The organism is Ruegeria sp. AL12 (genome assembly GCF_056540885.1).
The window spans coordinates 247,009-261,133 of record NZ_JBQFXN010000002.1; the positions used below are offsets into that span (position 1 = coordinate 247,009).

Consider the following 14,125-nt stretch of genomic DNA (forward strand, 5'->3'; position numbering starts at 1 on the left):
GGGATGAGCAATTACGATTATGACCTGATCATCATAGGGTCGGGGCCTTCAGGGCGTTCTGCGGCGATTCAGGCAGGCAAACTGAAACGGCGTGTGCTGGTCATCGACCGCAAAGACCGTTTTGGTGGCGTCTCTGTCCACACCGGTACGATTCCGTCCAAGACCCTGCGCGAAACCGTTCTGAACCTGTCGGGCTGGCGCGAGCGCAGCTTTTACGGGCGTTCATACCGGGTAAAGGATCAGATCCGGGCGGAAGACTTGAAAGCCCGCCTGCATATGACCCTCGACCATGAAGTCGATGTGTTGGAGCATCAGTTCAACAGGAACCACGTCGAAACCCTGGACGGTCTGGCCAGATTTGTCGGGCCGCACGAAGTAGAGGTCGCAACCGATGCCGGGGAAACAACGCGCGTGACGGCCGCGAAGTTCCTGATTGCGACAGGCACGAAAACCTATCGCCCGGATTATGTCCCGTTCAACGGCAAGACGGTGGTGGATGGTGACGAATTTCTGGAAATGGCAGAGATTCCGCGCTCGCTGGTCGTTATCGGTGCCGGGGTCATTGGCGTGGAATATGCCACGATGTTTTCAGCCCTGGACGTGCGTGTAACGCTGATTGAACCGCGCGACACGTTTCTGGATTTCATCGACAGCCGGTTGATCCACGACTTTACCCATCAGATCCGGGAAAACGGTGTCGACCTGCGTTTGGGCTCGGCTGTCGAGAAGATTGAAGACGCCGGTGAACATGTGGAAGTGACCCTTGAAAACGGTCGCCACGTTCGCGCTGAAATGCTTCTGTTTGCGGCCGGACGCATGGGGGCGACGTCCAAACTCAATCTGGATGCCGTCGGACTGGAGACGGACCACCGCAACCGGATCAAGGTAGACCGCAAGACATATCAAACGGCGGTACCGCATATCTATGCCACGGGCGATGTCATCGGACATCCGTCGCTGGCATCGACCTCTTTGCAGCAGGGGCGCGTGGCTGCCTGTCACGCGCTTGAAACGCCCACGCTGCCGGAAAGCCCGTGGTACCCCTATGGCATCTATTCAGTGCCCGAAATATCAACCTGCGGAATGTCGGAAGAAGAATTGCAGGAGCGCAACATCCCCTACGAGGTCGGCGTCGCGCGATTCCGCGAGACCTCTCGCGGGCATATCATGGGGCTGGAACACGGCATGTTGAAGATGCTGTTCTCGCTCAAGACCCGCAGGGTGCTGGGTGTCCAGATCGTTGGCGAAGGCGCGACGGAGTTGATCCATATCGCGCAGGCCGTGCTGAACCTGAAAGGTACGGTGGACTACTTCGTTCAGAACACGTTCAACTACCCGACACTTGCCGAAGCGTATAAAATCGCGGGCCTGGATGCGTTCAACCGCATGCCTATACCCGAGGAATTCAAAGTCAAAAAGAAACCGGTGGAACCAGCAAAGAAAGAGGCAAAGAAGGCGTGACGACGTTGTATGTCGATGGCGATGCCTGTCCCGTAAAAGCCGAGGCCGAACGGGTCGCGACGCGGCACAAAGTGCCGATGGCGCTGGTGTCCAATGGCGGGCTTCGTCCATCGGCCAACCCGCTGGTACAGGTCATTGTCGTTTCCGAAGGCGCGGATGAGGCCGATAAATGGATTGCCGAACGCTGTGGACAAGGGGATGTCGTCATAACTTCCGACATCCCTTTGGCCGCAAAATGCGTCAAAGCGGGTGCACGCGTGCTGCGCCCGAATGGTGAAACCTTCACTGCGGCAAATATTGGCCAACAACTGGCAATGCGTGACTTGATGGCCGATCTGCGCGCGGCCAATCCGTTGGGAACCGGCGGCGGTGGGCGACCCTTCGGCAAAGCCGACCGCTCGCGGTTTCTGGACGCCTTGGAACGAGAAATACGTGCCGCCAGAAAGGGATGACCATTCCTTTTGCCAGATCAAATACTAACCCGAATTCCGAAACGCCCGTTTACAAGTACCTCATTAGAACGCACCCTGTGCTTGAATTCCGATCAGGCTTTTCGAATACGGAGACTGCGTTATGAAAGTACAAGGCACCCATTATCGGTCTATTTGGTGGGACAAACCGGCAGGCGTGGTTCGGATCATCGACCAAAGGTGGTTGCCGCATGATTTTCGGGTCGTAACCCTGAAAACCCTTGATGAATTTGCAGCTGCGATACGGGATATGTGGGTCAGGGGCGCACCCTTGATAGGCGCGACCGCTGCGTTTGGAATTGCCGAGCAGATGTCTCGGGACAGCTCCGAAGCCTCCTTTGATGCCGCGTATGACGTTTTGCATGCAACCCGACCCACGGCAATCAACCTGCGCTGGGCATTGGACAGATGCCGAGAAGCGCTGATGCCGCTTGCTCCGGGTGACCGTGCCGAGCGCGCCTGGTCGCTGGCGCAGGAGATTGCAGACGAAGATGTCGAGATCAACGCCGCAATCGGCCGGCACGGGTTGGAACTGATCAAGGATATCGCGGCCCGAAAACCCGCCGGAGAACCGGTTCGGTTGCTGACGCATTGCAATGCGGGATGGCTGGCGACTGTGGATTGGGGCACGGCCACAAGCCCAATGTATCACGCACATGACGTTGGCATCCCCTTGCACGTCTGGGTGGATGAAACCAGACCGCGCAACCAGGGCGCGCTGACATCCTGGGAATTGGGCGAACATGGCATTCCACATCGTTACATCGTGGACAATGCCGGCGGTCATTTGATGCAGCACGGCCTGGTTGATTTGGTGATTACGGGCACGGACCGAACCACGGCCCAAGGTGATGTTTGCAACAAGATCGGGACCTATCTGAAAGCTTTGGCTGCGCGGGACAACGGTGTGCCATTTTACGTCGCCCTGCCCTCTCCTACGATTGACTGGACCGTTCGCGACGGTGTGGCCGAAATCCCGATCGAAGAACGTGATTCCAGGGAAGTCACCCATGTCATGGGGGTTGATGGGCAGGGGAACATCTCGGATGTACGCGTGACGCCAGACGGCACGGAAGGTGGCAATCCTGCCTTTGATGTCACCCCAAACCGGCTGGTGACGGGGCTTATCACCGAGCGCGGCGTCAGCGAGGCTTCTGCTGACGGGCTTGCCCGGTTGTTTCCCGAACGGGCTGGTTAACACTTTGTTTAGCACAGTCCTGAATTGTGCAATCGCCCACGCGGATAATGCACCCGCTTAACTTGCTGAGAATGAATGATGATTGAAAACTGGTACAGGGCCGACGAGGCGCGCAAATGGCGTGATAGGGCCGGAACAGACCCCGCAGATCAGGAACTGGGCGAACGTGTCTATACCTCGCGGCTGATCGGTCAGAACCCGGACCTCCTGATGCACGGAGGAGGCAACACGTCGGTCAAACTGGAACGCCCTGATCTGTTCGGTGATCCGCAGCGCGTTCTGCATGTCAAGGGATCTGGGTGGGATCTGGACAGCATCGAGGCACCGGGCCTGCCGGGCGTGTGGCTTGATCCTTTGATGAAACTGCGCGCACTGGACCATCTGTCAGATGCACAGATGGTCAATGTTCAGCGCGCCAATCTGTTGGATTCGGGTTCTCCGAACCCCTCTGTGGAAACTCTGTTGCATGCATTTCTGCCGCACAAATATGTGGATCATACGCATGCGACACCCTTTCTGGTGCTCGCCAATCTGCCAAATGCCGAGGACGTCTGCCGCGAGATTTTTGGCGACCGACTGGGCATTGTGCCCTATATCATGCCTGGCTTCGGGCTGGCCAAAAAGGCTGCCGAGGTATTTGACGAAAACCCGAATGTCGAAGGGCTTCTGCTGCTTCAGCACGGGCATTTCACGTTCGGCGCGACGGCGCAGGAAAGCTATGACCGGATCGTGGCGCATACCAACGAGGTTGCTGCCTATTTCGGAATGAAGGACCTGACGACAATTGGCCGTCGCGATCCGGCTGAGAATCTTGAGGTGTTGCCGATCCTGCGCGGGGTCATCGCCGAAGTGGCGGCTCAACGGGATGACCCGATGCCGGTTTTTGACCTCCGCAACGGGCCGGATGTCATGCAGTTTTTTGATCGTCCGGATATTGATTCATTGGCCCAGCGGGGCATGGCGTCGCCGGATCACGTGTTGCGGACAAAAGGCTGCCCGCTTGTATTGCGCGCGTCGGATTTGTCTGGGGGGCGGTCTCGGATCAAGGCAAAAGTCGAAGAGTTTGCCAAAGACTATCGGGCGTATTTTGAACGGCAGGCGCCGCAGGCCGACGAACCCAAGAAACTGCTGCCCCAAGACCCCAAACACGCCTGGATCGAGGGCGTTGGGATCCTGGGAATGGGCCCGAACGCAAAGGCTGCCTCGGCAGCGGCGGATCTTGCGGAACAAAACCTGCGGGTTCGAACAGTGGGCGAAGACGCGGGCGGTTTTTTTCCCATCAATGAAAAAGATCGCTTTGATTGTGAATACTGGTCCTTGGAACAGGCGAAGCTGGGCAAAAGCTCACCACCTCCGCTTCAGGGCAAGATTGTGATGGTGACCGGCGGTGCAGGGACGATAGGTCTGGCCACCGCCAAGGCCTTTGCTGACGCCGGTGCAAATGTCGTTCTGGTGGACCGGGATGAACGGGCGTTGGCCAAGGCCAAATCGACCCTTGGCACATGGCATTCGACATATGCCTGCGACGTAACCGAGAGAGGCGCCGCAGATGCCGCGATTGCGGCGGCGATACACCGGTTTGGTGGGATCGATGTAATGGTATCGAATGCCGGGTCGGCGACTTCGGGCGCTTTGCTGGATCTTGGTGACGACGAGTTCCGCGCGGCTTTTGAACTGAATTTCTTCGCGCACAAGGCATTTGCGACACAGGCTGCCCGAGTGATGCAAGCTCAGGGCCGCGGCGGTCAGATCCTGTTCAATATCTCCAAACAGGCGATCAACCCGGGCCGGAACATGGGGGCTTATGGCACGCCAAAAGCCGCCACCCTGTTCCTGTTGCGCCAGTTGACGCTTGAATTGGCCGAATATGGAATCCGTGTGAACGGGGTGAATGCAGACCGAATTCGGTCTGGCCTGCTGACGGATGGGTTCATTCAGGAACGCGCTGCCGCACGTGGCGTTTCCGAGGAGACCTATATGTCAGGCAACCTGCTGGGCCGCGAAGTCGAGGCGAAGCATGTCGCGAACGCTTTCGTTGCGCTGGCGCTGATGGAACGCACCACCGGTCATGTCGTGACCGTGGATGGCGGCAATACCGAGGCCGAACTTCGGTAACGCCTTTGCCGGATTGGTTTCCTGCCTGTGGCGTATCGATGTGCCTCAGGCAGGAACTGCTGTTCGGTTCTCTCGGATCGGCAGGTGGACTATGGCGCTGAAGGCACCGATCGCGACCCCGATCCACCAAACCATGTTGTAGTCGCCATACTGGTCATACATGCGTCCGCCAAGCCAGACGCCCAGGAAGCTGCCGATCTGGTGGCTCAAGAAGATAAAGCCATAGAGCGTTCCCATATAGCGCAGACCGTATAGATGCGCGACGAGCCCCGAAGTCAGCGGCACGGTGGCCAGCCAAAGCGATCCCATCACCAGCGAGAACACGATGACCGTAAGGGGTGTGATCGGGAACACGATGAACAAAGCCGCCGCAATCGTCCGGCCCGTATAAACCGCGGCCAGAAGATATTTTTTCGGAAAGTGGTTGCCGGCCCAACCCGCCAGCAGCGTGCCGCCGATATTGGCCAGACCGATCAAGGAAATCGACACCGCACCAAGTGCGGATGTGGAGGTGATCCCGATGGAATGCAGTACGCCTCCGGGTTGGATTGGTCCACACATCTCGGTCACGAAAGCCGGGAAATGCGCGGTGATGAAGCCCAGCTGGTATCCGCAGCTGAAAAAACCCAGGAATATCAGAGCATAGGAAGGGTCGCGGAACGCTTTGCCCAGTATCTCACTCATGCTTTCTTGCATCTCTGCTTTCGAAACGGGCTGTGGTGCACGCATGAAGGGCAAGGTCAGCACAAGGGCAAGAATTGCCGCGGCGAACACGACAAAAACCTGCTGCCAAGGCAGGAAAGTCAGCAGCCATTCGGCGGTCGGCGCCCCCAGAACCTGCCCAAAGCTGCCCGCGGCGGTAACGATGGCCAGCGACATGGAGCGGTTTTCATCGGTGGACGCGCGGCCGACAACCGCCAGAACCACACCAAACCCGGTCCCGGCGATGCCGAAACCCACCAGCCACGCGTATATCTGATGCTCGAACGGCGTAACGGACCACGCCGTCAGCACCATGCCGGCCGCGTAGGTGAGAGCGCCGAGGATGATGGCCCGGCGGTCGCCCACCTTTTCGGCAATCGCGGCAAAGATCGGCTGCCCGATGCCCCAGGCCAGATTCTGAATTGCAATCGCCATCGAGAAATCGGTTCGCAGCCAGCCGAACTCATCCGCTATCGGAATCTGGAATACGCCGAACGACGCACGAACGGCGAAGCTGACCGTGATGATGATACATCCGACAATCAGAATCGGATTCAACAAGCGGGCGGATTGAGACATGGGACCTCAGGCGTTACGTCCGAAGGACCGTATTACTTTTGGTGTCACCGTCAATTCAGCAGATTTGCGGTCACGGATAAACAAAATTGATGTGTCGCCAAAAATGGCTTCTTTTCAATGGCCGGGGCGACGGGTAAGGCTCGGATTCATGACGGATCTTATTTCGCTTTACGAGGCCCGCATCGCGGACGAAACGCTGACACGCGACGACGCGCAAGAGGCCGTTCTGCCCCAATTCGAACGCATCCGGGCGGCGCTGTCCAAGCCGGTAAAACGCGGGCTCTTCCGCAAGGCGCCTCCGCCACCTAAAGGACTGTACCTGTGGGGCGGTGTCGGGCGCGGGAAATCCATGCTGATGGACATGTTCGTCGATACGCTGAGCAATATCCCGGCACGACGCGTGCATTTTCACGCTTTCATGCAGGAAATTCACGCTGGAATGCACAAGGCCCGGCAACAGAATGTCGAGGATGCCCTGGCACCGGTGGCGCAGGAGGTGGTCAATTCAGTTCGCTTGCTCGCGTTTGACGAAATGCAGATCACCGACATTACGGACGCAATGATTGTTGGGCGGCTGTTTGACTTGTTGCACGAGGGCGGCGTGGTCGTGGTTACCACGTCGAACAGGCATCCCGACGATCTGTACAAGGATGGGCTGAACCGGCAGCTGTTCCTGCCCTTCATTGCCCATATCAAAGAGCAGTTGCAGGTGTGGGAATTGGTGTCGCCCACGGACTATCGGCAGAACCGGTTGGAGGGTGCCCCGGTCTATTTCACTCCGATTGGCCCAGAAGCCCGGCAGAAGATCAGAGAAGTCTGGACAGATCTTGCCGGTGGACCCGCTGATCCGCTTGTGTTGCACGTCAAAGGCCGGGCCGTTGAATTGCCCGCCTTTCGCAACGGGGTGGCGCGGGCTTCATTCTATGATCTGTGTGGCCGCATGCTTGGGCCGGGTGATTATCTGGCGATCGCCGAAGAGGTGAAGGTGCTGGTGCTTGAGGACATCCCACGCCTGTCACGCAACAATTTCAACGAGGCCAAACGTTTTGTCACCCTGATTGATGCGCTTTACGAAGCCAGGGTGCGTTTGATCTGCTCGGCTGCCGCCGAACCCGAGATGCTGTATGTCGAAGGCGAAGGAACCTTCGAATTTGAACGCACGGCATCACGCCTGCGGGAAATGCAGGATCAGGATTGGGGGCGACAGGGGCGCTGATCCGCCCGTATCGCCCGCGCCAAGACAGTGTGTCAGCCAGATCATGAGGCCGGAACGCACCTACGCGTTTTCTTGCAGAATTTTTCCAGCCAGATAGAGCGAGCCGCAGATCAGAACACGCGCCTGCGGGTCAGTGTCCGTGATCACTTTCAATGCGTCCGCCACGCTGTCAGCGGTGGATGCGGGAAGGTTCACCTTGGCCGCAGCCGCAGCGGTTTCTTCCGCGCTGAGCGTTGCGGTCTCACCCGGAATGGACACGGCTGTCAGACTTGTCGCCTTCTCTGCAAGAGGTGCAAGATATCCTGTCACATCCTTGGTGTTGAGCATGCCGCAGATCATGTGCGTGGGTTTTTGCGGCAGGTTCGTCAGCACATCCGCCAACGCGATTCCAGCGGCGGCGTTGTGACCACCATCCAGCCAAATCTCGGCCTGCGGGGCCTGATCGACGAGCGGGCCGGATTTCAGACGCTGCATTCGCGCCGGCCATTCGGCCTTGGTCACGGCAGCTTCGTATGCGTCGTCGCCCATGTTCAGATGGCGCAGAACCGCCAACGCTGCGCCCGCATTCTGAATCTGATGTGCGCCCAGAAGGTTGGGCAGAGGCACATCCCGCAAACCGGTTTCGTCCTGATAGATCAGACGCCCGTTTTCTTCCTGCACGTGCCAGTGCTGACCATGAACCAACAAAGGCGCACCCAATCGGGCGGCCGTGTATTCGATGACCTCAAGCGCTTCGTCCTGTTGCGGGCCGACAATGCACGGAACGCCGGGCTTGATGATGCCCGCTTTTTCCGCCGCGATCTTGCCCAAAGTATCACCCAGGAACTGTTCATGGTCGATGGATACGGGGGTAATAACCGTGACGGCCGGGTTTTCAATCACGTTTGTGGCGTCCAGACGCCCGCCCAGCCCGACCTCGAGCAATGTGAAATCTGCCTTGGCGCGGGCAAAGGCCAACAGGGCGGCGCATGTGGTGATCTCGAAATAAGTGATGTTTTCGCCGCCATTGGCAGAGTAGCATTCATCCAGAACCGCCGTCAGCTCTGGCTCCGAGATCAGCACTCCGGCCAATCGAATACGTTCATGAAAACGGGCCAGATGCGGCGAGGTATAGGCGTGTACCAAGCGCCCCGCCCCTTCCAGCCCCGCTCTGATCATCGCCTGAGTTGAGCCCTTGCCGTTGGTCCCGGCAATATGGATGACCGGCGGCAATTTCAGCTGCGGATTGTCCAGTGCTTCCAGCAGACGCCAGACACGGTCCAAGGTCAGATCAATGATCTTGGGGTGCAGCGCCATCATCCGGTCGAGGATGGCGTCGGACGTCTTGGCCGTCATTTCTGATCTGTCTCTTCGGCGGGGGCCTCGATTGCGTCGGTTGGTTCCGGTGCAGGCAGATCGCCCTTGATCGCCGGCGGCAGATTCATCAGCATCCGCGTGATGGTAATCAGTTCATCGCGCATTTCGGTACGTCTGGTGACACGGTCCAGCATCCCGTGATCCAGCAGGTATTCGGCGCGTTGAAAGCCTTCGGGCAGTTTTTCGCGGATCGTCTGCTCGATCACGCGAGGCCCGGCAAAACAGATCAGCGCGTTGGGTTCCGAGATATGGACATCGCCCAGCATCGCATAAGACGCAGTAACGCCACCGGTTGTCGGATGAGTCAGTACCACGATATATGGCAGGTTGGCTTCTTTCAGCATCTCGACTGCCACGGTGGTGCGCGGCATCTGCATCAGGCTGAGGATACCTTCCTGCATACGGGCGCCACCGGCTGCCGAGAAAAGGATAAGCGGCCGTTTGAGTTTCACCGCCTCCTGCGCGGCGGCGATGATCGCGTTGCCGACATACATGCCCATCGATCCGCCCATGAACGAAAAATCCTGCGCGGCGGCCACAATGGGGGTGCGGCCAATTTCACCCAAGGCGACCAGCATGGCTTCCTTTTCGCCGGTCTTCTTCTGCGCTGCTTTCATGCGGTCGGGGTATTTCTTCTGATCGCGGAATTGCAACGGGTCGTCTTTTGGCGCGGGTACTTCAAGTTCGGTAAAGATGCCGCCGTCAAACAAGTGCTTGAACCGCTCTCGCGGTGTGATCGCCATGTGGTGGTCGCACTGTGTGCAGACATTCTGGTTTTCCGCCAGCTCGCGATGGAACAGCATCGTTCCGCATTCGTCGCATTTGTGCCAGAGGTTTTCAGGCACTTCGCGGCGTGAGAAGATCGAGTTGATCCGGGGGCGGACGTAGTTTGTGATCCAGTTCATGTCGGAACCTTGGCTTGTGCGGTGTTGACGTCAAATAGGACGCCACGGAAGGAATTGCAATCAACGCCTGAGCGCAAGTCGCGCGGCCAGCCAGCAAACGAACATCACGGCAAGGTCCACCAGAAGCCAGGGGCGAAGCTGTTCGGCGTCGGATGCATCGAACGGAAGGGTGAACAGCGCCAGCCCGTTCAGATTGTCGGGCAACGAGATGAACAGCAACGCAATGATGTTGTTGAAAAAATGCAAGGCGATAGCTGGCCCCAATGTTCCCGCCCGTGCCGTTAGGTCCGATGTCAGCAGACCGAAAACGCAAGCCCACAGCGCAATCAGCAACGCGTTGTCGCCAGCCATGTCCGGTGTGTAATGTCCAACTGCAAACAGGATGGATGGTACCCCCATCCAGATGACAGGCGATTGGAATCTGGCTGCCAGGGTTTGCTGAATATAGCCTCTGAACAACAGCTCTTCGGCGCTGGTCTGCACCAGAACAACCAAGGCCGAAACCGGCAAAAGAAGAAGCCAGGTTGACAATGGCAGGTTCTGCGACAGAGATCCGCCAAAGCCATAAGGCGGCAGCAGGAACCCGACAGCGCCCAAAATAAGCAGTGCTTTCAACACTTTGAGGAATTGGCCCGCAGCCAATCGGTACCCGCCCACGATGGACACCAAAGACCTGTGCTGAACCTGCCGCGCGGCGACGGCCACGCCCAGAATGATGAATCCGAAACTGGCCAACAGCAACAGCAACGCGAGGGGTGAACCGCCCAACAGAAGCGTCTGCGCCCAGCTTTCCGGACCCATCCCGGCAACCACGGTAAAAAACACCATGTTCAGAACGCTGACCAGCACGGCAACCAGCAAGAGCCCCAGCAACAGGCGCCAGATTTCCGGTTTGCCGCGCGCGGTTTCGACCAGATGGTCATGAGCGGAATATGCTTTAGGCATTATAATCCGTGCTTTCCTGAATCGCCTGATCCGTAATCGTCGGGAGCAGCTCTTCGGGGTTCTGCGCCGCATTGATTCTTGTGGACAACGTAGTCAGATATCCCGCAACAGTCTGTAGCAATTGCGTAGCAACCGAAGCGTCGCTTTCGACCACGGCACGCAGTTCCTCGGCGCCGATACGCAGGAACCTGCAATCTTCGGTGGCGACCAGATCCAGTTGTCTGGGCTCTCCTGTTATGATCGAGAGATCACCGATCAGTCGCCCGGGCTCGATTATCGAGATCGGGCGTTTTTGTCCATCATCCGTGGGCCAGTCCAGCCTGGCCTGCCCTGAGACGCACAGATACGCCGCGTCGGGCGCCTGACCACGCGAGAAGATGACTTGCCCCGCTGCTGCTTCGTACCATTGCGCTGAGAAAGCCAGCAGCCGCTGGTTGCGGCCATCCACGCCGGAAAACAACTCGGTCGCCGAAATGATCTCGAGCTTGCGGCTCAGATCGTCCGACGTGCTGTCTTCTTGCGGGGATTTGGATCGTGACACACCATCGATACGGCCATCCTTGATTTCCACAAACAGATCATACGCTTCGGGATGTGCAAAGTGATCTTCCATAAATATCATAATGGAATCCGGCAACAATTCCCGCAGTTTCAGGCGGGTGCGCAACCGGCTTTCGGAATCGTGACTTGCCAGGGCCCTGTCCAGAATCAGGACGTCAGGCCGTTTGATACCCGCGCGAGAGAATGCGGCACGCTCCTGAAAGACGGTCGGCAGATTGTTCCCGCCCAGGCCTGCTGGCAGATCGTAGATGATGGCAGCTGCACGGCGTCGCAGGCCGGCTTCGTTCATGGCTTCGGCCACAACGTCTTCTATTTCGTCCGCGTGTGCACCGGCCATCAACGAAACCCGGCCGTAGATCGCATTTTCCATCACGGTCAGACGTGGCACATAGATGTCCGGCGCAACTGACATGAACATGCCGCCCATCGCATCCCGCAGCCGCTTGGCCTGACTTTTGCGGATGGAAAGAATCTTTTCCTTGTATTCTTCCGGGAAGTTTGGGCCGATCTGCTCCGCCGTCAACAGGAACGGCACCGTCAATAGCAATGCGCGCTCCTGGTCGCTCACGGCCATATCACCTTTGGCTTTGCGCCGTTCTTCGATATCCAGCAATTTGTGATACATGTCCTTGGACATGCCAAGCCTAAGGAAAAGCGGGTGATCCGCCCCGTCCCGCCCGAAGGTCTTGCTGAGCGTGTCCATGACGGCCTGAGAGATGCTGATCACGTCGTCAACCAGATCATGGGATCTGAGCATCTGAACGAACCGTTCGTCACCCGCCAAAATATCCGGAGAAATGTCCTTGGATGGCGCCGCGAACAACAGGTTTCCGCCCAGCGGAACTGCCGGGTTAAAGCGATCAGGGTCGAACCGGTACACATATCGATCAAGCCCCTTTTCTGCCAGGCGCTCGGCGATGGTCCCTCGTAAATTGACAACTTCCTGTGCCAGGATCGGGTGAATTTCCGGGTCGAACTGCGTACGCAAAGTGCGGCGGAACATGAACTCGTCGATACCCATCGCTTCCACCAGCTGGAACCACCAGTCACGTATGTCGTCGATATCGTCAAGACCGGCAAGGCCCGGGTCAATCCACTCATCGTCCAGTGAATCCGGTGAATTGCCTGCACGAACAGCTTCGATCTGCCACCGCGTCGGGGCCTTGAGCGAATCTACTTGGTGTCGTGGATGCGTGCGCAAAGGCATCATGAGGTTGTCGCCCAATGTCCCGTCAAACAGATAAGGGCGCGAATAGGCATAGCCGATCCGGGCCGCGATGACGGCCTGATGCAGACCGCGCAGATTATGCCCGGCTATGATCACCTCACCCTGAGCCGGCAACACCTCACGAGTCAGAAGCTGTCCCAACGCACTGCGTTCCGACGCCTGTCCAGACTGAATTGCGACGCGCGCGCCGCGCGGAATGGTCAGATCGAGATCTTCGAGAACGGTTTTACCATCGCTGTCGCGAACCGTCACATTTCGCAGCTCTATGTCGCCAGTCAGACGCGGAATGGTTTCAGGCTCACCCTCGAAAAGCTCTTCCGGCATCATGTTGTCCGGCGCAAATCTCTCGGTGACGATTTCCCACCGCAAAGACATGTCCTGTACCTGATTGTAATAGGTCAGCAGATCCTTCCATGGGCCGCTCAGATCCTTGTAGGCGCCCAACGCGGCAACCAGCGCACCTACGGTCACCTCACCGGTAATCGCCAGATATCCACCCACTGAATAAAACAGGAAGGGTGTCATCTGAGTTATCAGGTTGTTGAGGAACTTCATGAAGAATTTTTTGTTGTAGATCTTGAAGCGGATCTCGAACAGCTTCCCCAGCCGATGGCTGAATTGCGCAAGGCGATAGCGCCACCCTCCGTTGGTCCGCAGATCGCTGATACCCGCCGCAGTTTCGCCGATCTCCGAGCTCAGACGTCGAACTTCCTGAATGCGGTCCTTGTTCAGAAGGTTGATTTGCCGCTGAAGCTTGGGGATCAGCCAGGCCTGAAGCGGGATCAGCGCGATACTGGCAATTCCGAACCAAACGCTTTGCATGAACAGGAAGGTGACGATCGTCATCATCTGGCCGAACTGGAAAACCGGCTGCGCGATGGCATCCCCCATCAGGCCACCCATCGGTTCGGCCTCGGACGTGATCATCGATACCAGCTCACCCTGGCTGGTGGTCGCAAAATAGGATTTCGGAAACCGCATCGACCGTTGGATCAACGTATAGCGCAGGCGCCGCAGCATGCGCTCGGCAAGGACGCCCTTCATCGTGTTGATGCGCATCTTCATGACACCGCTCACGATCACCGTCGCCAGGAACGCAACACACAGTATCATCAGATACTGAACCTGCGTCACGGTGAAGTTCCATATGGTTACCGTGTCACCCGGCGCGCCAATTGCGTCGTTGATGATTTGTTTGGGCAGTTCCAGCGAGGCGTAAAGAAACGGGAACGACAGGACCGTCAGCAGAAGAAGAACAAGTTGCTGTTTCTTCGAATACTTCCAAATGAAGGCAAATAAAGTGGACTCCATAACCTGGCCTTGTCATGCGCTAAACTGTTGTGTGGCTGTTCTTGGGATGACCCACTTTGCAGGAGCCAAACGGTAAGC

General features: G+C 57.7%; 10 protein-coding genes. 5 read left to right on the forward strand and 5 right to left on the reverse strand.

Features of this window, described 5'->3' with window-relative positions:
* Positions 1-3: 3 nt before the first annotated feature.
* The 4 genes from sthA to ACR0C6_RS08985 all read left to right on the forward strand — a co-directional run bounded on the left by sthA (position 4) and on the right by ACR0C6_RS08985 (position 5,244).
* A complete protein-coding gene (gene sthA, locus ACR0C6_RS08970) occupies positions 4-1,461 on the forward strand; it encodes a Si-specific NAD(P)(+) transhydrogenase (protein WP_171230389.1) in 1,458 nt (485 codons plus the stop codon).
* Entirely contained in the window at positions 1,458-1,913 is a 456-nt protein-coding gene (locus tag ACR0C6_RS08975) for a YaiI/YqxD family protein (protein WP_480446317.1), read from the forward strand. The genes sthA and ACR0C6_RS08975 overlap by 4 nt, the downstream gene beginning before the upstream one ends.
* Before the next feature lie 121 nt (positions 1,914-2,034).
* Positions 2,035-3,129 carry an S-methyl-5-thioribose-1-phosphate isomerase gene (gene mtnA / locus ACR0C6_RS08980; RefSeq protein WP_480618923.1) on the forward strand — a complete coding sequence of 365 codons (1,095 nt, stop codon included), beginning with the start codon at positions 2,035-2,037 and terminating at the stop codon, positions 3,127-3,129.
* 75 nt (positions 3,130-3,204) lie between these two features.
* Positions 3,205-5,244 carry a bifunctional aldolase/short-chain dehydrogenase gene (locus ACR0C6_RS08985; protein WP_480618924.1) on the forward strand — a complete coding sequence of 680 codons (2,040 nt, stop codon included), beginning with the start codon at positions 3,205-3,207 and terminating at the stop codon, positions 5,242-5,244.
* Positions 5,245-5,289: 45 nt separating this feature from the next.
* Here ACR0C6_RS08985 and ACR0C6_RS08990 read toward each other — a convergent pair whose 3' ends face one another.
* Positions 5,290-6,525 carry an MFS transporter gene (locus ACR0C6_RS08990; RefSeq protein ID WP_171205078.1) on the reverse strand — a complete coding sequence of 412 codons (1,236 nt, stop codon included), beginning with the start codon at positions 6,523-6,525 and terminating at the stop codon, positions 5,290-5,292.
* Positions 6,526-6,673: 148 nt separating this feature from the next.
* Here ACR0C6_RS08990 and zapE point away from each other — a divergent pair, with 148 nt between their 5' ends.
* Complete coding sequence (zapE, locus tag ACR0C6_RS08995; protein ID WP_480618925.1) at positions 6,674-7,741, forward strand: cell division protein ZapE; 1,068 nt, start codon at positions 6,674-6,676, stop codon at positions 7,739-7,741.
* 60 nt (positions 7,742-7,801) lie between these two features.
* Here zapE and ACR0C6_RS09000 read toward each other — a convergent pair whose 3' ends face one another.
* Genes ACR0C6_RS09000 through ACR0C6_RS09015 form a run of 4 tightly spaced genes read right to left on the reverse strand, consistent with a single transcriptional unit; the run spans position 7,802 to position 14,047 of the window.
* Complete coding sequence (locus ACR0C6_RS09000; protein WP_480618926.1) at positions 7,802-9,076, reverse strand: bifunctional folylpolyglutamate synthase/dihydrofolate synthase; 1,275 nt, start codon at positions 9,074-9,076, stop codon at positions 7,802-7,804.
* Entirely contained in the window at positions 9,073-10,002 is a 930-nt protein-coding gene (gene accD / locus ACR0C6_RS09005; protein ID WP_171205075.1) for an acetyl-CoA carboxylase, carboxyltransferase subunit beta, read from the reverse strand. Before accD ends, ACR0C6_RS09000 begins: the two co-directional genes overlap by 4 nt.
* Before the next feature lie 60 nt (positions 10,003-10,062).
* A complete protein-coding gene (locus ACR0C6_RS09010; protein WP_480446311.1) occupies positions 10,063-10,947 on the reverse strand; it encodes a CPBP family intramembrane glutamic endopeptidase in 885 nt (294 codons plus the stop codon).
* Positions 10,940-14,047, reverse strand: a complete 3,108-nt coding sequence (locus tag ACR0C6_RS09015) for an ABC transporter transmembrane domain-containing protein (RefSeq protein WP_480618927.1) — start codon at positions 14,045-14,047, stop codon at positions 10,940-10,942. The genes ACR0C6_RS09010 and ACR0C6_RS09015 overlap by 8 nt, the downstream gene beginning before the upstream one ends.
* Positions 14,048-14,125 lie beyond the last annotated feature (78 nt).